This is a genomic window from Streptomyces aureus (assembly GCF_000725495.1).
Taxonomy (GTDB): Bacteria; Actinomycetota; Actinomycetes; order Streptomycetales; family Streptomycetaceae; genus Streptomyces; species Streptomyces aureus_B.
Window position 1 is genome coordinate 301,725 of the sequence record NZ_JNZD01000003.1, and the last position, 23,862, is coordinate 325,586.

The 23,862-nt window shown below is 71.5% G+C and carries 23 protein-coding genes; 12 read left to right on the forward strand and 11 right to left on the reverse strand.

Going from position 1 to position 23,862, the window contains the following annotated elements; genetic code table 11:
• Positions 1 to 132 precede the first annotated feature (132 nt).
• Positions 133 to 696: a hypothetical protein gene (locus tag IO36_RS43700; RefSeq protein ID WP_107065644.1), complete on the forward strand. Its 564-nt coding sequence runs from the start codon at positions 133 to 135 to the stop codon at positions 694 to 696.
• Between the two features lie 70 nt (positions 697 to 766).
• Here the strand turns inward: IO36_RS43700 and IO36_RS05775 are convergent, their stop codons facing one another.
• Positions 767 to 2,110 (reverse strand): esterase-like activity of phytase family protein, encoded by a 1,344-nt coding sequence (locus IO36_RS05775; protein WP_037616770.1) that lies wholly within the window; start codon positions 2,108 to 2,110, stop codon positions 767 to 769.
• Positions 2,111 to 2,468: 358 nt separating this feature from the next.
• On the opposite strand from IO36_RS05775, the gene IO36_RS05780 reads away from it, so the two are divergent.
• Positions 2,469 to 2,651 carry a hypothetical protein gene (locus IO36_RS05780; RefSeq protein WP_037616771.1) on the forward strand — a complete coding sequence of 61 codons (183 nt, stop codon included), beginning with the start codon at positions 2,469 to 2,471 and terminating at the stop codon, positions 2,649 to 2,651.
• 270 nt (positions 2,652 to 2,921) lie between these two features.
• On the opposite strand, the gene IO36_RS05785 is transcribed toward IO36_RS05780, so the two are convergent.
• The 3 genes from IO36_RS05785 to IO36_RS05795 all read right to left on the reverse strand — a co-directional run bounded on the left by IO36_RS05785 (position 2,922) and on the right by IO36_RS05795 (position 4,902).
• A complete protein-coding gene (locus tag IO36_RS05785) occupies positions 2,922 to 3,809 on the reverse strand; it encodes a hypothetical protein (RefSeq protein WP_037616774.1) in 888 nt (295 codons plus the stop codon).
• Positions 3,810 to 3,940: 131 nt separating this feature from the next.
• Complete coding sequence (locus tag IO36_RS05790) at positions 3,941 to 4,258, reverse strand: hypothetical protein (RefSeq protein WP_037616778.1); 318 nt, start codon at positions 4,256 to 4,258, stop codon at positions 3,941 to 3,943.
• Between the two features lie 110 nt (positions 4,259 to 4,368).
• Positions 4,369 to 4,902, reverse strand: coding sequence for a PadR family transcriptional regulator (locus IO36_RS05795; protein WP_037616994.1), 534 nt, complete (start codon positions 4,900 to 4,902; stop codon positions 4,369 to 4,371).
• A gap of 136 nt (positions 4,903 to 5,038) precedes the next feature.
• Here IO36_RS05795 and IO36_RS05800 point away from each other — a divergent pair, with 136 nt between their 5' ends.
• Positions 5,039 to 5,797, forward strand: coding sequence for an alpha/beta fold hydrolase (locus tag IO36_RS05800; RefSeq protein WP_037616995.1), 759 nt, complete (start codon positions 5,039 to 5,041; stop codon positions 5,795 to 5,797).
• Between the two features lie 47 nt (positions 5,798 to 5,844).
• Here the strand turns inward: IO36_RS05800 and IO36_RS05805 are convergent, their stop codons facing one another.
• On the reverse strand, positions 5,845 to 6,444 hold the full coding sequence (locus tag IO36_RS05805) for a class I SAM-dependent methyltransferase (protein WP_037616996.1): 600 nt from the start codon (positions 6,442 to 6,444) through the stop codon (positions 5,845 to 5,847).
• A gap of 152 nt (positions 6,445 to 6,596) precedes the next feature.
• On the opposite strand from IO36_RS05805, the gene IO36_RS05810 reads away from it, so the two are divergent.
• The 7 genes from IO36_RS05810 (at position 6,597) to IO36_RS05840 (ending at position 13,553) form a co-directional block, all read left to right on the forward strand.
• Entirely contained in the window at positions 6,597 to 7,370 is a 774-nt protein-coding gene (locus tag IO36_RS05810) for an MHYT domain-containing protein (protein ID WP_037616780.1), read from the forward strand.
• Between the two features lie 59 nt (positions 7,371 to 7,429).
• A complete protein-coding gene (locus IO36_RS05815; protein WP_037616782.1) occupies positions 7,430 to 10,105 on the forward strand; it encodes a sensor histidine kinase in 2,676 nt (891 codons plus the stop codon).
• Positions 10,102 to 10,539: a roadblock/LC7 domain-containing protein gene (locus tag IO36_RS05820; RefSeq protein WP_037616783.1), complete on the forward strand. Its 438-nt coding sequence runs from the start codon at positions 10,102 to 10,104 to the stop codon at positions 10,537 to 10,539. Before IO36_RS05815 ends, IO36_RS05820 begins: the two co-directional genes overlap by 4 nt.
• Before the next feature lie 19 nt (positions 10,540 to 10,558).
• Positions 10,559 to 10,972 carry a DUF742 domain-containing protein gene (locus IO36_RS05825; RefSeq protein WP_037616786.1) on the forward strand — a complete coding sequence of 138 codons (414 nt, stop codon included), beginning with the start codon at positions 10,559 to 10,561 and terminating at the stop codon, positions 10,970 to 10,972.
• A 194-nt stretch (positions 10,973 to 11,166) separates the two neighbouring features.
• The gene (locus IO36_RS05830) at positions 11,167 to 11,772 is read left to right on the forward strand and encodes a GTP-binding protein (protein WP_037616788.1); all 606 of its coding nucleotides are present in this window, start codon (positions 11,167 to 11,169) and stop codon (positions 11,770 to 11,772) included.
• A 163-nt stretch (positions 11,773 to 11,935) separates the two neighbouring features.
• Positions 11,936 to 12,349, forward strand: coding sequence for a roadblock/LC7 domain-containing protein (locus tag IO36_RS05835; RefSeq protein WP_037616792.1), 414 nt, complete (start codon positions 11,936 to 11,938; stop codon positions 12,347 to 12,349).
• Between the two features lie 136 nt (positions 12,350 to 12,485).
• Complete coding sequence (locus tag IO36_RS05840; RefSeq protein ID WP_107065645.1) at positions 12,486 to 13,553, forward strand: DUF6397 family protein; 1,068 nt, start codon at positions 12,486 to 12,488, stop codon at positions 13,551 to 13,553.
• Here IO36_RS05840 and IO36_RS05845 read toward each other — a convergent pair.
• Positions 13,490 to 14,356: an acyl-CoA thioesterase gene (locus tag IO36_RS05845; RefSeq protein WP_037616793.1), complete on the reverse strand. Its 867-nt coding sequence runs from the start codon at positions 14,354 to 14,356 to the stop codon at positions 13,490 to 13,492. The two genes, IO36_RS05840 and IO36_RS05845, sit on opposite strands and share 64 nt — an antisense overlap.
• Before the next feature lie 19 nt (positions 14,357 to 14,375).
• Positions 14,376 to 16,889: a DEAD/DEAH box helicase gene (locus IO36_RS05850; RefSeq protein ID WP_037616796.1), complete on the reverse strand. Its 2,514-nt coding sequence runs from the start codon at positions 16,887 to 16,889 to the stop codon at positions 14,376 to 14,378.
• Between the two features lie 145 nt (positions 16,890 to 17,034).
• Between IO36_RS05850 and IO36_RS05855 the strand changes: the two genes are divergently transcribed.
• A complete protein-coding gene (locus tag IO36_RS05855) occupies positions 17,035 to 17,829 on the forward strand; it encodes a metal-dependent hydrolase (RefSeq protein WP_037616798.1) in 795 nt (264 codons plus the stop codon).
• A 65-nt stretch (positions 17,830 to 17,894) separates the two neighbouring features.
• On the opposite strand, the gene IO36_RS05860 is transcribed toward IO36_RS05855, so the two are convergent.
• The 4 genes from IO36_RS05860 to IO36_RS05880 form a co-directional block, all read right to left on the reverse strand.
• Complete coding sequence (locus IO36_RS05860; protein ID WP_037616800.1) at positions 17,895 to 18,167, reverse strand: type B 50S ribosomal protein L31; 273 nt, start codon at positions 18,165 to 18,167, stop codon at positions 17,895 to 17,897.
• A gap of 36 nt (positions 18,168 to 18,203) precedes the next feature.
• Complete coding sequence (locus IO36_RS05865) at positions 18,204 to 18,674, reverse strand: DUF5709 domain-containing protein (RefSeq protein WP_037616802.1); 471 nt, start codon at positions 18,672 to 18,674, stop codon at positions 18,204 to 18,206.
• Positions 18,675 to 19,115: 441 nt separating this feature from the next.
• The gene (locus IO36_RS05875) at positions 19,116 to 21,008 is read right to left on the reverse strand and encodes an ABC transporter ATP-binding protein (protein ID WP_037616807.1); all 1,893 of its coding nucleotides are present in this window, start codon (positions 21,006 to 21,008) and stop codon (positions 19,116 to 19,118) included.
• Positions 21,005 to 22,879, reverse strand: coding sequence for an ABC transporter transmembrane domain-containing protein (locus IO36_RS05880; RefSeq protein ID WP_037616809.1), 1,875 nt, complete (start codon positions 22,877 to 22,879; stop codon positions 21,005 to 21,007). Before IO36_RS05880 ends, IO36_RS05875 begins: the two co-directional genes overlap by 4 nt.
• 220 nt (positions 22,880 to 23,099) lie before the next feature.
• Here IO36_RS05880 and IO36_RS05885 point away from each other — a divergent pair, with 220 nt between their 5' ends.
• Complete coding sequence (locus tag IO36_RS05885; RefSeq protein WP_209441154.1) at positions 23,100 to 23,849, forward strand: L,D-transpeptidase family protein; 750 nt, start codon at positions 23,100 to 23,102, stop codon at positions 23,847 to 23,849.
• Positions 23,850 to 23,862: the final 13 nt, after the last annotated feature.

The following is a 23,862-nucleotide window of genomic DNA, read 5'->3' on the forward strand; positions in this document are numbered from 1 at the left end:
CCGCCGGGGCCGCCCTCCGGGCCGCCCTTCGGGCCCGGCGGACCCGACGGGAATCGTGGCGGACGGCGTCGCGTCGGCCTTCTTCTCGCCCTCGCTGCGATCGTCGGTGTCGGTGTCGTCGTCGCCTTCGTCGTGTCGGGTTCGGGCGGCGGTGGCAACGACAAGAAGTCCCCCGGCACGGGCGGCACCGGGAGCACGCCGACTCCGTCGCTGAGCCTCCCGTCCGGCTTGCCCTCGCTGCCCTCGGGTCTGCCCACCGTCGTGCCGTCGTTTCCCTCGGACCTGCCCACCGGGCTGTTTCCCAGCGATCTGAAGTCGCTCTTCCCGTCTCTCGCGGACGACGAGGTTCCCTACTACCTGCTTCAGGAGGGCGATTGTTTCGACGCGGACGAAGCCCAGCCCGGTCAGGCCGCCCGGCGCACATGCACGCGGCCGCACGACGCCGAGGTCGTGAAGGTCACCGAACTCGACGGCACCTACACGACGGACGCGGCCCTCAAGAAGGCCGCGTCCGCGCTGTGCAAGGCTCCGCTGGAGAGCAGAGCGGCCGCCCAGGCCGCCGGTACGGTGCGCGAGACGCTGGTGCAGTACCCGGACACCGGGACCTACGGGACCGGGATCGACAAGGTCACGTGCAGCCTGGCCGCGGGCGTCGGCGCCGACAGCACCCACAAGCTCACCGGACCGCTGCGGTGAGCGGCACGTGTGCGTGGCCCCCGTCGACCGTCCTCGCACGCGTGCCGCCCCGAAGAGGCCGGCCCGGGGATCAGATCCCGCGCGGCAGCCGCACGTAGGTGACGACCGTCTCGATGCCGCTGTCCACGAGCCGCCCCTGAGCGTCGAAGGCGCCCGTCCCGTCGGTCATCCCGAAGTCGTTGTCGTTGATCAGGGCGAGCGTGTCGCGGTCCACGCGCGCGACGCCCTCGATCTTGCCGGGCACCCCCGCGACCGTTCCCAGGTCGACGACCAGACGCTTAGCCAGCACCGGAACGCCGGCCGACGCCGGGTCGTCCAGCTGCTCCAGCGAGGGCGACGTGGTGTCGCTGTCCCACGGGCCGCCGAGGATGTTGGCGTCCCGCGTGAGCCGTACCGACTGCAACCGGGCCGCCTTGTCGGTGCGCTCCTCGACGAGCAGTCGGTCGCCGCCGACCGCCACAACGGAGGAGATCTTCAGCTCGGAGGTGTCGTCCTCGCTCGGGTCGACCACGTTCACCGGGTCGAAGCGGTACGCGTACTCGCCCGTCACGGCACGCTTCTTGGGCGAGAAGCGAAGCAGCCGCGTGTTCCGCGAGGCGTCGCCCGCGTTCGCGTCGGGCAGCGAGAGCGGGCTCTGCAGCGCCATCACAAGGTCGCCGTCCGGGAGCTGGGCGAGCCCTTCGAGACCGCGGTTGGTCTTGCGGTGGAGGAGAACGGCGGGCAGCGCCTCGACGACCGGGTAGTCCGCGCCCGTCAGGCTGAGGCCCTTGGGCACGTAACGCGCGAGGACCTTCCCGCGCGCGGAGACGTGCACGAGCGAAGGGCTGTACTCGTCCACGAGCCAGAAGGAGCCGTCCTTCGCCCGCACGATGCCCTCGGTGTCCAGACCGTTCGGGTTGTACGCGAGCGGGGTCTGCGCGTCGTAGGAGTACGGAGCCTCGTCGCGCCCCGCCTGGTTGGACAGGCCGGTGACCGGCTTACCGGAGGAGGTGGTGATCGGGATCGAGTCGATCACCTTCACGGAGTCGCCGCAGACCCGGATCTTGACGATCGCCGGGTCGAAGCCCGGAACGGGGAACGTCCGGCGCTTCTTGCCGTCCACCTTGATCTGGCCGTTCGGCCCACGGTCGGTGACCGTCCAGAACTCGCCCTTGCGCCCGGCCGGGTAGATGTCGCTTCCGATGCCGCCGAGATCGACACCACGGTCGTCGTCCACGGTCCCGGGCAGCAGGGCGTTGCTGAAGGCGCCGAGAGGGATGTCCCCGAGCGTCGCAGTGTGCGTCACCTGCGGCTGCGCGGGTCCGGACGTCGCGTCCGCGGTGCCGGTCGTCACCAGTGCGGCCAGCACGGCGAGCGGCACGCCCAGGGCGATGGATCGGGGGATGTGGCGCTTGCCGGCGACATGCGGGGACATCAGGCCTCCTGAGTCACAAGTACGTTGACAGCCGACAGAGTTGGCCCCGACGCCGAACGGATCACGACGTGGGGATGAACGCCGTGCGTCGACCAATCATCGGGTCTCCTCCGGCCGTGCCGGGGCCCTTCGACCTCTTCACCGTCGACTCCACGGGCCGATCGGGGCGGCCTCGGTTCGCACACCGGCGGGATGTGGGTAGGTCACGGTCAGGATGCGGCTCGCGGACCGTGCCGGGCCCTCAGGGTTCACTAGGGGGTGCGGCTCAGGGACGTATCAGGGTCGCGGTCCGGAACCGTGGGAGACGGGGACCCGTTCTCAGGACAGAGAGCGGCAGCAGCCGCGGAGGAGGCGACACATGTCGAAGAACGCGAAGATCGCCGCAGGAGGTGTGGCGGTCGGCCTGATTCTGTTGATCTGGCTGCCCTGGTGGGCCGCCTTCCTGATCGTGCTGGGGGTTCCGGCGGCCGCGTATCTGGCGCTGGACCCCTCACAGCGGCGCAGGCTGCGCCGTGTCAGCCGCAAGGAACTGGGACGCTGAGGGCCGACCGCCTTCCGGCGAACGGCCGGCGGGCCGTCGCCCCGGGATGATCCGTCCCGGGGGTGGTCCGTCCTCGGGTGTGGTGTCCGGGGCCATCCGCCCGGCGGGGATCCCTCCGCCGCGGATCCGTTCGATGAAGATCCGTCCGTCGTCGGTCCTTCCGGCTCCCACCGTGGCCCGTGCGAGCCGGTGAGAGCTGGAGGGACCGACGCTGCCGACGCGCCATTCCCGTCCGCGTCGCGTGGCCGGAATGGCGCCTGACGGGCGCGCTCAGCTGGGGCGGACGGCCATCTTGTCCAGAGCCTCCAGGAGGTCGGGCAGCTCCGGACCGCGACCGACGGGCAGGACCTCCCCGGGCTCCTCGTCGAGCAGGACGAACGCGATGTCGTCGGTCCTGGCGACGAGCGACCAGCCGGGGCCGTCGGCCCGCAGGGTCCGGGCGTCGCCCGTGGCGAAGGACGAGCGGACCCGGCCCAGCGGGGGCGGTGTGTCCACGTAGGAGCGGGCCTCGGCGAGGACGCGGCGGATGCCGGCGCGGTTCACGGCCTTCTCCTGCTTGCCCTCCTCCTTCTCCTCGCTCTTGTCCTCGCCCTTGTCGGCCTGGGTGTCCTCGGCATCGCCGGAGGCGTCCTCGGCGCCCTCCGAGGGCGCGAAGTCGCTGTCGTCGATCTGCTCGCGCCACGTCGCCCACTGGAGCGCGATCTCGTCCGCGCCGAGACGCCGCTGGGCAGGACCCCAGACGGTGGTGTCCGGCGGGCTGAGCGGGGGCCGCTCCGTGAGCTCGGCCGGCGGATCGTGCGGCGCCGGTACGCCGGGGGTCGAGACGGCCACCTCGAGAGGCCAGCCGGGCAGCGCGGCGACGACCGTCCGCTCCGGGGGAGACAGCTCGTGCTCCATCCCGCAGTCCCAGGACGCGATGGCGACAGCCACCAGGGAGACGTCGTCGATGACGACGGTCCAGCGCGCGCCCTCCCCGTCCTGGCCGAGCACCAGTCCGTACCCCTCCGCGAGAGGCGCGAGGTCGAGCGCCGCACAGGCCTCCGGGTAGTCGTCACCGAGCACGCTGGGGAACTTCGCCGGTGTCAGCAGCACCGCCGTCAGTACGTACAGCGCGTCGTCATCCGCGGTGGCGACGGCGTCTTCGTCCGTCCCGGCCATTCCAGCCTCCCGATCGCTCCATCTGTCGGCGCACCATAAGCGACGGGAAGGCGCTTGTCACGGGCCCGAAACCCGTGCGGAGCTGCAGCTATCCGACTGGACAGGGGCGAAACGCCCACGGGCTCCCGAGGTCAGGCAGCGGGCAGTCCGAGCAGGGTGCGGGCGACCTCCTGCGGCGACTCGTCGCGTTCCCGGGCGAGAGCGACAACTGCCCGGCAGGCCAGCTCGTTCACCCCGAACGACAGTGCCTCGGGAGACACCCAGGCGGCTGCCTCGTCGATCCGTTCCTGGTTGTCGACGGCGCACGCGGCCACGTACACCGCAGCTGCTTCGAAGAGGTTGTATGTGCGCTTTCTCTCCTTCAGCGCCGCCTGCCGTGAAGGCTCCCCTGAGTCCGCCGCCGTCGTCCTGCGCCCGATCGTGCGGAGCCTGCCGAATATGCCGGACATCCGGTCACCATCCCCTGCGTGATAGCCGATCGTGCGGTTGCTGCTACTCAACGTAGAGATGGAGCCGCGGCAACAGAAGAGGGGCGACCCGGTGAAGCGGAACCTCCGTCTCAGTGGGCGGCCGGTTCGAGGGTGTCGAGGGTGCTCCGCAGCCAGTCCAGTTCGGCCTGACTGGTGGCCCGCGCGATGGTGAGGATGCCGCGCCTGAAGGGGTCGTCCAGCTCCTCCGCCCGAAGTGGCCGGTCGCCGTCGTAGAAGAAGCTCGCCGGCTCCTCCAGGAACGACAGCCTGCGGCGCAGGACGGCGGCCTGCGCCTCGGGGTCCCGCAGGTGCTTCAGGAAGGCGAGCACCGTGAACCAGCGGTTCTCGTCCGTGACGTCCCGCCGGGACGGCTGCGCGAGCCTGCGGCGCAGCTCCTGCCCGCCCTCCTCGGTGAGGGTCAGCACGTGACGCGGGGCGGCGACGGAGCCGGGCTGTGTGGCCCGTTCCAGCAGCCCGGCGTTCTCCAGTCGCTTGATCGCGGGATAGAGAGTGCTCTCCGCCACCGGCTTCACGTGGCCTGTGAGCGCGGTGATCCGTTTGCGCAGCTCGTAGCCGTGCAGCGGGGTGTCGGACAGGAATCCCAGGATGGCCAGCTCCAGCATGGCCACATTCTGTCGCACCGACGCTGTACATCGCTTCATGGATACATCGGAACCGAGGTATTGTCTCCAGGTCATGGAAAGCGCGGCGCGGGGACGCATCGCGGAAGCGCGGGACCGGCATCCGGGGGAGAGCACTGTGCGGCAGACCGAGTTCGACGGCAGGGGGAGTTGCATCCGCTGGACGGAGGCGCCGGGCGGCGGACCCGCGCGCGTGTACGTGCACGGGCTCGGATCGGCGTCGACGGTCTACAACGCCCACATCGCGGCCCGGCCCGAACTGGCGGGCCGGCGCACCCTGTTCGTCGACCTGCCCGGCCACGGCATCAGCGACCGGCCCGCCGACTTCGGCTACGGCCTGGAGGACCATGCCGCCGCTCTGGCGGCAGTCCTGGACGCGGCCGAGGTCACCGGCGCGGAACTCGTCGCGCACAGCATGGGCGGCTCGGTCGCGATCGTGCTCGCCCATCGCCGCCCCGAACTCGTCTCCCGGCTCCTCCTGGTGGAGGCCAATCTCGACCCGCACCCCACGGTCACCGCGGGCAGCAGCGGAATCGCCGCCTACGAAGAGGACGACTACGTCGAGAACGGCGGTCACGCGCGCGTGCTCGACAAGGTCGGCCACCCCTGGGCCGCGACCATGCGGCTCGCCGATCCACGCGCCCTGCACCGCTCGGCGACGGGACTGGTCCACGGCACCACCCCGACGATGCGCCGGATGCTCCTTGGGCTGACGATGGAGCGCGTGTACCTCCAGGGCGGACTCAGCGACGAACTGCCCGGCGCGGAGGGCCTGGAAGCGGCGGGCGTGCGGGTCGTAACCGTTCCGGGCGCCGGACACAACATCATGTTCGACGCCCCCGACGCCTTCGCGGAGGCCGTCCTCGGTAGGGCCTGACGGACGTCGGTACGGACTGACGGACGTTCACCGTCAGGGATCCGCGGTCATCCCCGGCGTACGGCCAGCGCGAGGAAGCGGGCGTCCTCGTCCACGTACGAGGTCAGGTCCCAGCCCGAACCGGACAGCAGGGGGCCCAGGTTGTGCTCGGCGCGCAGGTCGTCCGCGGTGATCTGCCGGCCCTGCCGGGCGGCGAGCGCCGCCCGGCCGATCGGGTGGAAGAGGGCGAGCGTGCCACCGGGCCGCACGACCCGGGCCAACTCCACCAGGTTCCCGGCCGGGTCCGGCAGGTGGGCAATGAGCCCGGCCGCGAACACCGCGTCCAGCGACTCCGGACGCAGCGGCAGCGCGGTGACGTCGGCCAGCAGCAGCTGCCCGTCGGCGTCCCGTCCGGCCCTCACCGCGGCCTCCAGCATGGCCGGGGTCAGATCGGCCGCCACGACCACCCCGGTGCCGCCGACGGCGGCCCGCAGCGGCGGCAGGGCGCGCCCCGTGCCGCAGCCCGCGTCGAGCACCCGGTCACCCGCGCGCAACCCCATCAGCGCCACGGCGGCCGCGTAGGCCGGCCCGTCGTCGGGGAAGCGGCTGTCCCAGTCGGCGGCACGTGAGCCGAAGAACTCCTGGACGTGTGTGTGGTCGTCGCTCATGTGCCGCATGATCTCTCACCGACACGAAGGACGACGCGCTGCACACGTTCGAGCCCGGTGCGATCGCTCGGGCGCACCTCTCCGTCACTTTGCAACAGCTTTCGAAATGCGCCCCGGTCGTGCGCCCCAGCGCGCACTAGCGTCCCGGGGCCATGGGACACATGGACCACGCCGCCTTCGGCTGGCTGACCCCCGTACTGTCGTACGCGATGGCCTGTACGGGCTCCGCGCTGGGGCTGCGCTGCACGGTCCGCGGACTCGACGCCACCGGCCGCTCGCGCCGCAACTGGCTGCTCGCCGCCTCCTCCGCGCTCGGCACCGGCATCTGGACGATGCACTTCGTGGCGATGCTCGGCTTCGGCGTCACGGGTATGGAGATCCGCTACGACGTCCCCCTCACGATCCTCAGCCTGCTGGTCGCCATGGCCGTTGTCGGCGTCGGCCTCTTCACCGTCGGATACGGCCGTCACCGGCGCCGCGCACTCGCCGTCGGCGGGCTCACCGCCGGGTTCGGCATCGCGAGCATGCACTACCTGGGTATGGCGGCGCTGCGGCTGCACGGCCAGGTGCACTACGACCCGGCCGTCGTCGCCCTCTCGGTCGTGATCGGCGTGATCGCGGCGACCGCCGCCCTCGGGGCCGCGCTGTCCATCCGGTCGCCCGTCGCGGTCGCCGTCGCCTCCCTGGTCATGGGCGGAGCCGTGAGCAGCATGCACTACACCGGAATGATGGCTGTGAGCGTGAGCGTCACCCCCTCGGCCGTCGCCCTCCCCGGAGCCACGGCGATGCAGTTCATCTTCCCCCTCGCTGTAGGACTCGGCTCCTACCTCTTCCTGACAGCGGCGTTCGTCGCGCTGTCCCCGATGTCCGGGCGGTCCGAAGCGTCCACGCCCTCGCGACTGCCGGCCGAGGGCGTCGCCCGCTGACGCGGCGCCCGCCGCACCCGGCCCGGACACGCGCTCCGAACTCTCCGATCGAGGAGGCCATGCGTACACCCCGCAGGACCACCACCGCCGGCTCCCCGCCGCCCCCGCCGCGCGGCCGTCGCGCCCACGCCGGCCCGCCCGCCGACGAGCGTGCGGACATCGGCGACCTCCTCTCCGGACCGTCGCCGCAGGCGCTCACGGCCGCGGGGCGGTGGAGCGTCCGGCCCCGTACCGTCCGGGCCAAGATCGTCAGCCTGCTGATGGTGCCCATCGTCTCCCTGCTCGCACTGTGGGCCTACGCGACCGTGAGCACCGCGCAGGACATCGCGCGGCTGCGGCAGTCGCAGCGCGTGGATTCCACGGTCCGCGCCCCCGTCGACGCCGCGGTCGCGGCGCTCCAGGCGGAACGCGCCGAGGCGGTCCGGTACGCGACCGACCCCGCCACGGTGTCGCCGAGCGACTACAAGGACCTGTCTCGGATCACCGACCGCGCCGTGGCGAAGCTCCGCCTGGGGGACCACAACACCGTCGCCGACGGCGCCGGCCTGCCCACCGGTGTCGCGGGACGTCTCGCCGACTTCGTGGCCGACACGGAGCGACTGCGCTCGCTGCGCACCGGCGTACTGGACCGCCGTACGCGATGGCAGGAGGCGTACGGCGAGTACACCAGGACCATCGCGACCGCGTTCGGCGCCGACGGTGCCCTCACCGGTGTCGCCGCCACGGGCATGCGCTCGGAGTCCCGTGTCCTGCTCGAGTTCTCCCGGGCCGGGGAGGCCCTCGCCCAGGAGGACGCCGTACTCGGCGGGGCCCGGCTCGCCGGAACCCTCGACGCCGAGCGGCTGAGGCTGTTCACGGGGGCCGTGGACACCCGCCGCACCCTGACGGACGCCGCCGCGCCGGACCTCGGCGGACCCGAACGAGTCGCCTGGAACGACCTCATGGAAGGCAGCGCGTACGACGACGTGCGCTCGCTCGAGGACAAGGTGCTCGCCGCGCGCCCCGGGGCCAAGGCCCTGGACGCCGCTCCGGAGGCCACCTGGAGCATCGCGCACGAGCGGGTGAGCGACGGAATGCGCACGGTCGAGGCGGACGCGGGCCGCGACGCCGGAGACGCCGCGGACCCGCTCGGGCACGCGCTCTTCACCCCGGCAGGTGCCGCGGTCCTCTTCGGCCTCGGCGCCGTCATCGCCTCACTCATCATCTCCGTACGCATCGGACGCGACCTCGTCGTGGAACTCGTGGCACTGCGCGACAGCGCCCTGGACATCGCCCGCCGCAAGCTCCCCTCGGCCATGAGCCGGCTGCGCGCGGGCGAGGCCGTCGACGTGGACGACGAGGCCCCGCCGGGGAGGCCGTCCGACGACGAGACCGGACAGGTCGCCCAAGCGCTCAACACCGTGCACCGGGCCGCCCTGCACGCCGCCGTCGAACGCGCGGAACTGGCCGGCGGCATCTCCGGGGTCTTCGTGAACCTCGCCCGGCGCAGCCAGGTACTCGTGCACCGCCAGCTGAATCTTTTGGACGCCATGGAGCGCAGGTCCGAGGACCCGGACGAGCTCAGCGACCTGTTCCGGCTCGACCACCTCACGACGCGGATGAGACGTCACGCGGAGAGCCTCATCATCCTGTCCGGGGCCGCGCCCGGCCGAGCGTGGCGAAGGCCCGTCTCGCTCACGAACGTGGTCCGGGCGGCGGTCTCCGAAATCGAGGACTACGCGCGCGTGGAGGTACGGCAGCTGCCCGAGACGGCGGTGGCCGGCGCGGCGGTCGCCGACCTCACCCACCTCCTGGCGGAACTCGTCGAGAACGCAGCCCAGTTCTCACCTCCGCACACCAGGGTCCGGATCACCGGTGAACCGGTCGCGAACGGCTACGCCATCGAGGTCGAGGACCGGGGACTGGGCATGGGCAAGGAGCGGATCGCCGAGGCCAACCTGCGCATCGAGCGGTCCGAGGCACTCGACCTGTACGACAGCGACCGGCTGGGTCTCTTCGTGGTGAGCAGACTTTCGGCCCGGCACGAAGTCAAGGTGCACCTGCAGCCTTCTCCTTACGGGGGCACGACCGCGGTCGTGCTGCTGCCCACGGCGCTGCTGCACGACGGCCCGGCGGAACGTTCCCCCCGCGAGGCCGAGGAGGACGGCACGCCGGACAGGGAGTACACGCGCGTACCGGACGTTCCGGAGCGCGACGCCGTCCAGGCCCTCGACCGGCGGCCCGCACTGGTTCTGCCGCGACCGAGGGCTGTGGCGGAAGGGTCTGGCGGACCCTCGGTGACCCCGCCATCGGTGGACGGGTCACGGGCGACACCGCCTCCGCCGGACGGCGCACGGGTCATGCCGCCCGCGGGGTACGGACCACGGGTCGTACCGCCACCGGAAGACGGCCCTCGGGTCGTACCGCCCCCGGCGGACGTTCCTCGGGAGACCGCGCCCCGGGGAGCCGTGCCGCTGCGGCTGCAGCCTGCCCAGGGGGACTCGCCGGGCACCGACGGACTTCCGCGCCGGGTCCGCCAGGCGAACCTCGCCCCCCAACTGCGCGAGCAGCGCGTGGAGGAGCCGACGGACCACCGGGCGTCCCCGGTGGACGACGAGCGCACACCCGAAGTCGTCCGCACACGTATGACCGCGTACCGGGCCGGCTGGACACGCGGCGGCGGCCGGCCACCCGGCGTCGGCGCACCCCCCGGCCCCCGAGCGGGCAGCGACAGCAGTGAAGGAGACCCCACATGATCCAGGACCCGAGTACGGGCAGCGCCCAGCGGTCCGGCGAACTCGACTGGCTGCTGGACGACATGGTCCTGCGGGTGACCGAGGTACGGCACGCCGTGGTGCTGTCGAACGACGGACTGGCGGTCGGCGCCTCGACCGGCCTGCGCCGCGAGGACGCCGAACACCTCGCGGCCGTCGCCTCCGGGTTCCACAGCCTGGCCAAGGGAGCCGGCCGCCACTTCGGCGCGGGCGGGGTCCGCCAGACGATGGTGGAGATGGACGAGGGCTTCCTGTTCGTGGCCGCGGCGGGGGACGGTTCGTGCCTCGCCGTGCTGACCGCCGTCACCGTCGACATCGGCCTCGTGGCGTACGAGATGGCGCTTCTGGTCCGGCGTGTCGGCGAGCACCTGCACGCCCCGCCCCGGTCCGCCGCACAGCCGCCCGCGGCGGGATGACCGAGGACGGCCTGGAGAGATGACCGAGGACGCACCGGGCACCCCGTCACGGCCCGGCAGCCAGTGGTACGACCTGGAGGCGGGCCCGCTCGTCCGCCCCTACGCGGTGACGGGCGGCCGTACCCAGGCCGGTCCGCCCGGGACGCGGTTCGACCTGATCGCCCTGGTCGCGCTCGACCGGACGGCACCGGAGACCGACGAGGACGATTCGCTCGGTCCCGAGCACCTGACCCTGGTGGAACTGTGCCGTGCCGAGACGCTGTCGGTCGCCGAACTGGCCGCGGGCACCGGTCTGCCCGTGGGCGTCGTCAGGGTGCTCCTGGGCGATCTCCTGGAGCGCGGCCGCGTCATCGTCCGCCGGCCGGTTCCGCCCGCGCATCTCCCCGACGAGCGGATCCTCCGTGAGGTCATCGAGGGCCTGAGGGCGCTCTAGGTGATCCACGACGGTCGGTCTCGTGATCCTTCGTGCTCACTTTCGGGTGCGGACCGGAGGCGCTCCGGCCGTGATGGGTCATATGCGGTCCAACCCGGCCCGACGGCACCGTGGTTGTCATGATGCTGGCTTCCCCCACCCGAACCGACGCACCGACGGCCGGCGTTCGCCGGCACTTTCGAGAGAAGTGATCGATGGTCTCCGAGAACTCCGACGCCACGGGTGGCGACCAGACCGCCCTGGCCCTGAAGATCCTGGTCGCCGGAGGGTTCGGCGTCGGGAAGACCACGCTGGTGGGCGCGGTCAGCGAGATCCGGCCGCTGCGCACCGAGGAACTGCTGAGCGAGGCCGGCCGGCCGGTCGACGACACCGACGGCGTGGGTCAGAAGATCACCACGACCGTGGCGATGGACTTCGGACGCATCACCATCCGTTCCGGGCTCTCGCTCTATCTCTTCGGCACTCCCGGCCAGGACCGCTTCTGGTTCTTGTGGGACGAGTTGTCCACGGGCGCACTCGGTGCCGTCGTCCTCGCCGACACCCGACGGCTCGAGGACTGCTTCCCGGCCGTGGACTACTTCGAGCACCGCCGGATTCCTTTCGTGGTGGCCGTCAACTGCTTCCCGGACGCCCGCACGTACGGGGCTCCGGACGTCTCCCACGCCCTCGACCTCGACCCGGGGACGCCGGTCGTCCTCTGCGACGCCCGCGACCGCGACTCCGGCAAGGAGGTGCTGATCCGGCTCGTCGAGTACGCCGGGCGAGTTCACACCGCCCGGTTGCTCGAATCCGTCAGCTGACGCAGGCACCATCCGCGGCGGACTCCGCGACGCCCCCGCACCTGCCTGTCGGCCATCTTCTCTGCCATGCCACCCGTCCTCCTTGCCCGGACGGCGGCTGTGGGGAAGGCTTGCTGGTCGAATCCTCCGGCCAGGGGGGAACAGCACACGGGGAGACCGGATCATGGAACAGAACACGGGACTCGGCTGGTTGCTGGACGACCTCACCGAGCGCGTCGAGCACGTTCGGCACGCGCTGGTGCTGTCCAACGACGGGCTGGTGACGGGCGCGAGCACGGGACTGCGCCGCGAGGATGCGGAACACCTCGCTGCGGTGTCGTCGGGACTGCACAGTCTGGCGAAGGGCTCCGGCCGGCATTTCGGCGCCGGGCAGGTACGGCAGACGATGGTCGAGTTCGACGACGCGGTCCTCTTTGTCACTGCGGCCGGATCGGGAAGCTGTCTGTCCGTCCTCAGCGGGGCGGAGGCGGACATCGGCCAGGTCGCCTACGAGATGACGCTGCTGGTGAACCGCGTCGGTGAACACCTTCGCGTGGACGCGCGGCAACCGGAAGGCAAGCCCGTTTCGGACTTCTGACCCGCTCCACCTGCTGACACGTCACCGCGGCCGAGGTTATCCACAGGCTCCCCGCGATGTCGGACATGCCCGATACGGTTTTTCCCGAGGCGAGCGCACACCGGCGCGAGCCCTCGACACCACAGGGGAGACCGTCATGTCCGGGACGACGATCACGCGGGCCGCCACTTGTTCGCTCAGTCGGGCCGCACGGGAACTGGAGCTGAGGCGCGGCGAGTTCGGCCTCGCCCTGCACCTCGGCTGTGTGCGCTCGGTTCCCGACGAGGGGGGTGGAGGACGCCGGATCACCCGCGAGGAGATCGACCGGGTGCGAGCCGAAGCCGGCTTCCCCGAAACGCTGCGGGAGCGGGTGAAGGCCATCGGCACCACGGAGGGCGCCGCGCTGATGGGCATCACCACCACCCGGTTCACCCGCCTCGCCCGTCTGGGACTGGTGGTGCCGGTCAAGTTCTATCTGAACCGCTATCGGGTCGTCGTCTGGCTCTACCTCGCCGAGGAGCTGCGGCGGTTCGCGACCGACGAGCAGAACGCGCCGCTGCTGAGCGGCCGGACGCCCGAAGGCCTCCGGGACCGGCTGGACGAAGGTCTCGACCTTCGTCCGCGCAACTGGCGTGGCCGTCACCTGGGGTTCCTGCTGCGGCAGACCGAGGATCCCTGGGCCCGTGCCGCGGTGGTCGCGTCCCTGCTCGACCCGATTCAGGTGGCCGAGGTCGTCGAGGACCCCTACGAACGCGCCCATCTCGACCGCCTTCGACCCGCGCCCGTCTCGCAGGCAGCGCCGGACTCACCCGGAGCCCGGATCGCCGAACGCATCACGACGGCGGACGACCCGGACGAGATCGGCTGGCTCAGGTCGGACCTGGGGCAGAGCGTTCTGGAGGCCAGGCAGGACCGTCCCGCACCCCGCCCGGAACCGGCGCCTTCGGTCGACCCGGCTCCTGCCCGGACCCCCGCGTCCGCGGTGTCGAGGGCCCGCCCGGCAGGGCCTCCTCGGCCGGCAGAACGGAACGCGACGGGCCGGAGTCCGCGCGCAGCACGAACAGGCTGCGCCGCCGAGGACGTCCCGCTCACGCAGTCGAGGTCCCCGCGCTCAGGGAGGCTGCTCGCCTGGCTGCGCCGGAGGAACCCCCACGACTCCGCCTACAGGGCCCTGAACAGTCCCTCCTGTACGACCGAGACGAGCAGGCGGCCCTCGAGGTCGTAGATGCGTCCGCGGGCCAGACCACGGCCACCCGTCGCGACAGGGGACTCCTGGTCGTAGAGGAACCACTCGTCCGCGCGGAACGGCCGGTGGAACCACATCGCGTGGTCCAGCGACGCCATGTCGAAGCCGCGCGGCCCCCACAGCGGCTCCACCGGAATGCGGACGGCGTCCAGGAGGGTCATGTCGCTCGCGTAGGTGAGAGCGCACGTGTGCACCAGCGGGTCGTCACCCAGAGGTCCGACGGCGCGCATCCACACCGCGCTGCGCGGCTCGGCGCCCTTTGTCTCCTCGGGCGTCCAGCGCAGCCGGTCCACGTAGCGGATGTCGAACGGCTGGCGCCGCGCCATGCGCTCCAGCGTTTCCGGCAAAGAACCCAGATGCTCCTTGATCTCCTGCGTCACCGTTGGCAGGGACTCGGGGTCCGGCACCTCGCGGGCCGGCGGCAACTGGTGCTCGAAGCTTCCTTCCTCGGGCTTGTGAAAGGAGGCGGTCAGATTGAAGATCGTGCGGCCCTGCTGCACCGCGGTGACCCGACGTGTGGTGAACGACCGGCCGTCCCGCACCCGTTCGACCTGGTACACGATCGGGACGCCCGGCCGTCCCGGACGCAGGAAGTACGCGTGCAGGGAGTGCACGGGCCGGTCGCCCTCGGTGGTGCGGCCGGCGGCGACCAGAGCCTGTCCCGCCACCTGGCCGCCGAAGACCCGCTGCAGCGACTCCTCCGGGCTGCGGCCGCGAAAGATGTTGACCTCGATCTGCTCCAGGTCGAGCAGGTCGACGAGCCTTTCGGCCGGGTTCGTCATCGGTGGGATTCTCCTGTGCTCAGAGCTGTCCGACATCGGTGACCTTGACGATGGCACGGCCCTCGGCGTCCGAGGCCGTGAGGTCGACCTCCGCGCTGATGCCCCAGTCGTGGTCGCCGTTCGGGTCCGCGAAGGTCTGACGGACGCGCCACAGGCCGTTCTGGGGCTCCTCCACGATCGAGAGCAGCTTGGGGCCACGGGCGTCGGGGCCGGTCCCCAGGTCCTCGTACTCGTCCCAGTACTTGTCCATCGCCTCGCCCCAGGCGTCGGCGTCCCAGCCGGACTCGCCGTCCATCTCGCCGAGCTCGTCGACGTTGTCCAGGGCGGCCAGCTCGACCCTGCGGAACATCGCGTTGCGGACGAGGACGCGGAAGGCGCGGGCGTTGGAGGTGACCGGCTTGACCTGGTCGGCCTTCTCCTGGGCCTCCTCCGCCGTCATCACCTCGGGGTTGGCGAGCTGCTCCCACTCGTCGAGAAGGCTGGAGTCGACCTGTCGCACCATCTCGCCCAGCCAGGCGATCAGGTCCTCCAGGTCCTCGGACTTGAGGTCGTCCGGCACGGTGTGCTCCAGGGCCTTGTAGGCACTGGCCAGGTAGCGCAGGACGATGCCCTCGGTGCGGGCGAGCTCGTAGAAGGAGACGAACTCGGTGAAGGACATGGCACGTTCGTACATGTCGCGGATGACCGACTTCGGCGACAGCGGGTGGTCGCCGACCCACGGGTGGCTCTTGCGGTAGGTGTTGTACGCGTGGAAGAGCAGTTCTTCCAGCGGCTTGGGGTACGTCACCTCCTGGAGCCGCTCCATGCGCTCCTCGTACTCCACGCCGTCGGACTTCATCGCGGCCACGGCCTCGCCCCGGGCCTTGTTCTGCTGGGCCGCGAGGATCTGCCGCGGTTCGTCCAGCGTGGACTCCACGACGGACACCATGTCCAGCGCGTAAGACGGGGATTCGGGGTCCAGCAGGTCGAACGCGGCGAGCGCGAACGTGGACAGGGGCTGGTTGAGCGCGAAGTCCTGCTGGAGGTCGACGGTCAGCCGCACGATGCGGCCCGTCGGGTCGGGCTCGTCGAGCTTCTCCACGATGCCGCCGTCGAGGAGCGAGCGGTAAATGGCGATGGCCCGGCGGATGTGCCGCAGCTGCTGCTTGCGCGGCTCGTGGTTGTCCTCCAGCAGATGCCGCATCGCGTCGAAGGCGTTGCCGGGCCGGGCGATCACCGAGAGCAGCATCGTGTGCGTCACGCGGAAACGCGAGGTCAGCGGCTCGGGGTCGGAGGCGATCAGCTTCTCGAAGGTGCTGTCCGTCCAGCCGACGAAGCCCTCGGGCGCCTTCTTGCGCACCACCTTGCGGCGCTTCTTCGGGTCGTCGCCCGCCTTGGCGAGCGACTTCTCGTTCTCGATGACGTGCTCGGGGGCCTGGGCGACGACGTAGCCCGCCGTGTCGAAGCCCGCGCGCCCGGCCCGGCCGGCGATCTGGTGGAACTCGCGGGCGCGCAGGGTGCGCACCCGGGTTCCGTCGTACTTCGTCAGCGCGGTGAACAGCACCGTGCGGATGGGGACGTTGACACCGACACCGAGGGTGTCCGTGCCGCAGATGACCTTCAGGAGACCGGCCTGCGCCAGCTTCTCCACCAGGCGCCGGTACTTGGGCAGCATGCCGGCGTGGTGCACACCGATTCCGTGCCGTACGTAACGGGAGAGGTTGCGGCCGAACTTGGTGGTGAACCGGAAGTTGCCGATGAGCTCGGCGATCTGGTCCTTCTCCTCGCGCGTGCACATGTTGATGCTCATCAGCGCCTGCGCCCGCTCCACGGCCTGCGCCTGGGTGAAGTGCACGATGTACACCGGGGCCTGCTTGGTGGCGAGCAGTTCGGTGAGCGTCTCCGTCAGCGGAGTGAGCACGTACTCGTAGGAGAGGGGGACGGGCCGGGTCGCCGAGCGGACCACCGCCGTGGGGCGGCCGGTGCGGCGCGTGAGGTCCTTCTCGAACATCGAGACGTCGCCGAGCGTCGCCGACATCAGGATGAACTGCGCCTGCGGAAGTTCCAGGATCGGGATCTGCCAGGCCCAGCCGCGGTCGCCCTCGGCGTAGAAGTGGAACTCGTCCATGACGACCTGACCGACGTCGGCGTGCTTGCCGTCGCGCAGCGCGATGGACGCGAGGACCTCGGCGGTGCAGCAGATCACGGGAGCGTCGGCGTTCACGGAGGCGTCGCCGGTGAGCATGCCGACGTTCTCGGTGCCGAACATCTTGCACAGCTCGAAGAACTTCTCCGAGACGAGCGCCTTGATCGGCGCCGTGTAGAAGGTGACCTCGTCCCGGGCCAGCGCCGCGAAGTGCGCAGCCGCGGCGATCATGCTCTTGCCGGAGCCGGTGGGCGTCGAGACGATCACGTTCGCACCCGACACCACCTCGATCAGCGCCTCCTCCTGGTGGGGGTAGAGCGTGATGCCGCGCTCCCCGGCCCACGACTCGAAGGCTTCGTAGAGGGCGTCGGGGTCTGTGGTCTGCGGCAGCTGATCGATGAGGGTCACGCCCCCATCTTGCCTGTCGATACACGTGATGGGGGAATCGGATGTTCGGGGAAAGATCACGACCGCTACGCTGTGGCGCCGGTGACGCGTCAGCGGGCACGGGCAACTGGACAGCGTTACAAGAGAAATGGGGCGGGGAACGGCCATGATGGGACCAGCACACTCACTGTCGGGGGCCACGGCCTGGCTGGGCGTCGGAGCGGCTGCCGCCGCGACCGGCCATGCCATGCCCTGGCCGGTCCTGCTCGTCGGCGCCCTGATCTGCGCGGGCGCCGCTCTCGCCCCGGATCTGGACCACCACGCCGCCACCATCTCGAACGCCTTCGGACCGGTGTCGCGAAGGCTGTGCGAGATCGTCGACAAGCTCTCCTACGCCGCCTACAAGAGCACCAGGAAGCCGGGCGACCCCCGGCGCAACGGCGGACACCGCACGCTGACGCACACCTGGGTGTGGGCGGTGGCGGTCGGATCGGGCACGGCGGTCCTGGCGATCACCTGCGGTCGCTGGGCGGTCCTCGGCATCCTCTTCGTGCACATGGTGCTCGCCATCGAAGGCCTGCTGTGGCGAGCCGCCCGCGGTTCGAGCAGCAACGTCCTGGTCTGGCTGCTCGCCGCGACGACCTCCTGGATCCTCGCGCAGACCCTGGACAAGCCGGGCAACGGCTCGGACTGGCTGTTCACCGCGCCTGGGCAGGAGTACCTCTGGCTCGGTCTGCCGGTCATCCTCGGCGCCCTGGTGCACGACATCGGGGACGCGCTCACGGTGTCGGGCTGTCCGATCCTGTGGCCCATCCCGATCGGCCGCAAGCGCTGGTACCCGATAGGTCCGCCCAAGGTGATGCGCTTCCGCGCGGGCAGCTGGGTCGAGCTCAAGGTGCTGACGCCGGTGTTCATGCTGCTGGGCGCCGTGGGCTGCGCGGCCGCGCTCAACTTCATCTGAGTCCGGAGGGCCCTGAGGGGCCGGAGGCGGGGCGTTCTTCGCTCGACGCAGGACGCCCGCCGCGCTCAGCCGTTCTCCGGCCCGGACCCCTGCTCTCCGCCTCCGTAGCGCCGCTCGAACTGGGCGATGCGGCCCTCGGAGTCCACCGTGCGGGCCTTGCCCGTGTAGAAGGGATGGCTCTCCGAGGAGATCTCCACGTCCACGACCGGGTAGGTCTCACCGTCGTCCCAGTCGATGGTCCGGTCGCTCTTCGCGGTGGAGCGGGTCAGGAACGCGTAACCGGCGGCACGGTCGCGGAAGACCACGGCACGGTAGTCGGGCTGCTTGTCCTGCTGCATGGAAACTCCTCCGGGGAGGTGCGGGACGGGTGCCGGTCAGCCGGACACGGCGTCCTCGTCGACGATGTGCATCGCGGCTTCCTCCGCCGAGGCCGCGGCGCCGTCGATGCCGATGTCCGTGGCGATGAGCCCGCTCTCCTCGTCCTCGTGCGCGCCTTCGTTCGGTGCCACCAGGCGGCCGGAGCGCAGGGCGCCGACCTCGTTGTCGAGTGGCTCCCCGTCGGTGCCCTCGCAGTCGCCGATGCCGTCCCCGTCGGATGCGGCGATGTCGGGCAGCTCGTCGGCGAGGCGCTGGTCCAGGCTCTCGCCCGTCCGGCCTTCCGAGGCGGTCACCCCGCGGTGCTCCACCGCCCACGGCCGCTCGGGAGGGGACCAGCCGCGGTCCAGGGGGTCACTCACGCCGTCGGTGACCAGTGTGTCCTCGGCGTCGAGCAGCCCCGCGTCGTCCTGTACCTCGGATCCGTCGGGCTGGTAGACGTCGTCTCCCCATCCGTCGGCGCTGTCCACGGGTACCTCCAGGGGGTGCGGACGGGACCGCTGCCGCCGTGGTCGACGGCGGGCGCGCGGGCCCGCGGACACAGGCGTCGCTCCCCGCGAACCGGTTGGTTCCCGGGAGTCCCCCGAGCGGGTGCCCACAACCAGCCTTCCATCCCCCTTCGGCACCGCGCAACGCCACAGGGCCCGACCAGCAGCGCCACAGGGCCCGGCCTCCGGCCCGCCCGGCCCCTCGCAGGGCGAACGGGACAGTGCCGTACCCCTGATCAGGGTCACGGTGAGCACGCGCGGTGGAACCGCAACGACTGGGCCCACTGCCCGACGACTGGCGCGCCGTACCCGACGACTGGCGCGCCGTACCCGACGACTGGCGCGCCGCACCCGGCGGCCGGGCGAGCCCGCCCGGCACCGGGCGGGCTCGCTGCGGCCGGCGACCTCGGCCCGGGGCCGCGATCACCCGTGCCAGGACCTCCACAGCGCCGCGTAGGCGCCGTCCGCCGCGACCAGCTGGTCATGGCTGCCGAGTTCGCTGATGCGGCCGTTCTCGACGACGGCGATGACGTCGGCGTCGTGGGCGGTGTGGAGGCGGTGGGCGATGGCGATGACGGTGCGGCCGTCCAGGACGCGGGCCAGCGATCGCTCCAGATGACGGGCGGCCCGCGGGTCCAGGAGCGAGGTCGCCTCGTCCAGGACCAGGGTGTGCGGGTCCGCCAGGACCAGCCGGGCCAGCGCGATCTGCTGCGCCTGGGCCGGAGTCAGCGCGAACCCGCCCGAGCCGACCTCGGTGTCCAGGCCGTCGTCCAGGGCCCGTGCCCAGCCGACCGCGTCGACCGCGCCGAGAGCGGCCCACAGCCGGGCGTCGACCGAGGCGGTGTCCTCGCCCTGAGCCCCGGACGCCGCAGTCCGTGCCCGTCCGTCTTCCTTCTCCGTTCTCTGCTGCTGCTTCTGTGTCTGCTCGGTGTCCTGGTCCCGTCGGGACCGGGGGACGGCGAGCAGCAGGTTGTCGCGCAACGAGCCCACGAACACATGGTGCTCCTGGTTGACCAGCGCGACATGCGCCCGGACCTCCTCCGCGGGCATCCGGGACAGCTCGGCGCCGCCGAGGGTGATCCGGCCGTCCCGGGGCGCGTAGATACCGGCGAGGAGCCTGCCGAGGGTGGACTTGCCCGCGCCGGACGGGCCCACCAGGGCGAGCCGGGTACCGGGCGGAACCGCGAGGGAGACCTCCCGCAGCACGTCCACCCCGGCGCGGTAGCCGAAGTGCACCCCGTCGGCGTGGACGTCACGCCCCTCCGGCGCCACCGCCGGGTCGCCGGCGTCCGGCTCGATGTCCCGGACCCCGACCAGGCGTGCCAGCGAGACCTGGGCGACCTGGAGCTCGTCGTACCAGCGCAGGATCAGCCCCACCGGGTCTACGAGCATCTGCGCGATCAGCGCGCCCGTCGTCAGCTGGCCCACCCCGATCCAGCCCTGGAGCACGAGCCACCCGCCGATCATCAGGACCGAGCACAGCACCGTCACATGCGTGATGTTGACGACCGGGAAGAGAACCGAACGCAGCCAGAGCGTGTAGCGCTCCCACGCCGTCCACTCACGGACCCGGCGGTCCGACAGCTCGATGCGGCTCTCGCCCAGACGGTGCGCCTCCACCGTGCGCCCGGCGTCGACGGTCTCGGCCAGGACGGCGGCCACGGCGGCGTAGCCGGCCGCCTCCGAGCGGTAGCCGGCGGGCGCCCGCTTGAAGTACCAGCGGCAGCCCACGACCAGCAGAGGTACGGCCACCAGCACGGCGGGAGCGAGCACCGGGGCGGTCACGGCGAGTCCGCCGAGCAGCAGTGCCGCCCACACGACGCCGATGGCCAGCTGCGGGACGGCCTCGCGCATGGCATTGGCGAGCCGGTCGATGTCGGTGGTGATGCGGGACAGCAGGTCGCCCGTTCCGGCGCGCTCCAGGACGCCGGGCGGCAGGCCGACCGACCGTACGAGGAAGTCCTCGCGCAGGTCCGCCAGCATCCGCTCGCCGAGCACGGCACCCCGCAGCCGCACCTGCCGTACGAACATGGCCTGGACGACGAGCGCGACGGCGAACAGGGCGGTGGTGGTCCCCAGATGGAGGTCACGCGCGTGGTCCGAGACGCGTTCGACGACGGAGCCCAGCAGATAGGGCCCGGCCATCGAGGCGACCACGGCCACGGCGTTGACGGTGACCAGGAGCAGGAAGGCCCGCCGGTGCCGCCGGAACAGCTCGGTGACGTAGGCGCGCACGGTCGCGGGCGCGCCTACGGGCAGCGTGTTCGCCGTCGTCGGGGCGGCCGGGTCGTACGCAGGTGGCGCCACGCCGATCATGCGGTCTCCTCGATCTCTTCCAGTACGCCGTCCAGAACGGCTTCGTCGTCTGCGGTCACGTCGCCGAGAGCGGTCCGGTCCGCGGTCCCGGCGGCGGCCTCCTCCTCGGCCTCGCGGGTCACCACCGCGCGGTACCGCGGTTCGGTGCGCACCAGTTCGCGATGCACGCCGACCGCGACGACCTCTCCGTCGTGGACGAGGACGACCCGGTCCGCGTGGTCCAGGAGCAGCGGTGAGGAGGTGAAGACCACGGTTGTGCGCCCAGCGCGCAGCGAGCGCACTCCGTCGGCGATCCGGGCCTCGGTGTGCGAGTCGACCGCAGAGGTCGGCTCGTCCAGGACGAGCACCTCGGGGTCGGTGATCAGGGACCGGGCCAGCGCGAGCCGCTGGCGCTGGCCGCCGGACAGGGAGCGCCCGCGTTCCGTGATGCGCGCGTCCATCGGATCCCCGGCATCCAGCGCCCCCTGGGCGAGCGCGTCCAGCACGTCCGCGCACTGGGCGGCGGACAAGGCGGCCTCCGCGCTCACGAGTCCCGACGCGGGTACGTCGAGGAGTTCGCGCAGAGAGCCGGACAGAAGCACCGGGTCCTTGTCCTGGACGAGGACGGCGGTGCGGGCGCTCTCCAGGGGCAGTTCGTCCAGCGGGACGCCCCCGAGGACGACCGAGGTGTTCTTCGGCCCGCGTCCGGCCTCGGGTTCCTCGACCTGTTCCGGTTCGGAGGCATGGCCGCCGAGCCGTTCGGCGAGATGCCCCGCCGCGTCCGGGTCTCCGCACACCACCGCGGTGAGCCGGCCCGCGGGGGCCAGCAGACCGGTGACCGGGTCGTACAGATCGCCGTCCGGGACTTCCGCGGCGAGCGAGCCCGTGCTGTCCACGGCCCGTTCCAGGGACAGCACCCGGGCCGCGCGGCGGGCCGACGGACGGGAGAAGGAGTAGGCCATGGCGATCTCTTCGAAATGCCGCAAGGGGTAGGTGAGCAGCATGACGGCGCTGTACACGGTGACGAGTTCACCGACCTCGATCCGTCCGTCCCGGGCCAGCTGCACGCCCCGCCAGACCACGGCGATCATCAGCAGACCCGGCAGCAGCACCTGGATCGCCGAGATCAGCGACCACATGCGCGCGCTACGGACGGCGGCCCGGCGGACTTCCTGGGAGGCGTGGCGGTAGCGGTCGAGGAAGAGCTCCTCGCCGCCGATGCCGCGCAGCACCCTGAGGCCCGCCACGGTGTCGGAGGCGAGTTCGGTGGCGCGTCCCGCCTTCTCGCGCTGGAAGTCGGCGCGCCGGGTGGCGCGGGGAAGCAGCGGCAGCACGGCCACCGCCAGCACGGGCACGCCCACGGCGACGATCACCCCGAGGGCGGGCTGGTAGACGACCAGGGTCACGCAGACCACCACGACCGTCACAGCGGCGGCGGAGAACCGGGACACGCCCTCCACGAACCAGCCGATCTTCTCGACGTCGCCGGTGGAGACCGCGACCACTTCGCCCGCCGCGACGCGCTGTGTCAGCGCGGAGCCGAGGAGCGCGGTCTTGCGGGCCAGCAGTTGCTGGAGGCGTGCGGCCGCGGTGATCCAGTTGGTGACCGCGGTGCGGTGCAGCATGAGTTCGCCCAGGGCGATGCACGCGCCGCACGCGACCATCAGGGCTCCCGTCAGGGAGAGCCGGGTGCCGGAGCGGTCGATGACGGACTGGACGGCCAGACCGACGCAGAACGGCAGCGCGGAAACGGCCAGGAAGTGCAGCAGACCCCAGGCCAGAGCCTTGATCTGTCCGTCGAGCTGGTTCCGGCCGAGCCACCACAGGAAGCGGGGACCCGAGCGTGCGTCGGGCACACCGGGGTCGGGATACGGAAGGTCTTGGATCTGCATGACGTCCCAGTGGCTCGTGTCAGGCGGTGGAGAGTGCTCCGGATTTCGGCAGCGGTCGGCAGCGGAGGCCGACAGCAAACCGTGAAAGGTTCGCGTCGCGGCGTGGTCGAAAGCAAGCGGTTTTACGCGCCGCCGCAAGGAACCGGCCCGGGCCGGCCACGACCTGCCGGGACGGCGGATGAGGGTGATTCGTCCGATACGTGGTGCGAGGATGGGCGGCATGCGAACGAACGGTGCGGTGCGTACGGGGCTCGCGGCCATGGTCTGCGGGACCGTCGCGGTGATGCTCGCGGCCTGCGGTGGCGGGGAGGGCGGCGGCGGTGGCGGAGGGAAGGGCCGCCCGGGAGCCCGCGGCGGGGTCGCCCGTACGAGTGCGCCGCCCGCCGACCCGACGCGCATCCCCGACGTGGGGGACCGGCTCCAGGGCCGGATCCCGTCGGACTCCCGCCAGGTCCTCGCGGTGTACGGCCAGGGCAAGGACTCCGCGGAGTCGACGGCCGTGCTCTACACCAAGTCCGGCAAGGTCTGGGAGAAGACGCGCAGTTGGGCCGCGCACAACGGGAAGAAGGGCTGGACCGCCGACCACCACGAGGGCGACAAGCGCAGTCCCGTCGGGGTGTTCACGCTCAGCGACGCCGGCGGTGTGCTCGACGACCCGGGAGCCCGGCTGCCGTACACGCAGTCGGAGACGTTCCAGGCGCCGCACGAGTGGGCGAAGTCGTACTGGCACGACTTCGACTACGTCATCGCCATCGACTACAACCGACTGAAGGGCAATCCGCCGGACGACGGGACGCGTCCCTGGGGCGACGACAAGGGCGGCGGCATCTGGCTGCACATGGACCACGGCAGCGGTACGTCGGCCTGCGTGAGTCTGTCGAAGCCGGCGATGGAGTACCTGCTGCGCACGCTCGACCCGGAGCAGCACCCCGTGGTGGTGATGGGGGACAAGGCGGATCTGAAGGCCTGACGGACGGCGACCG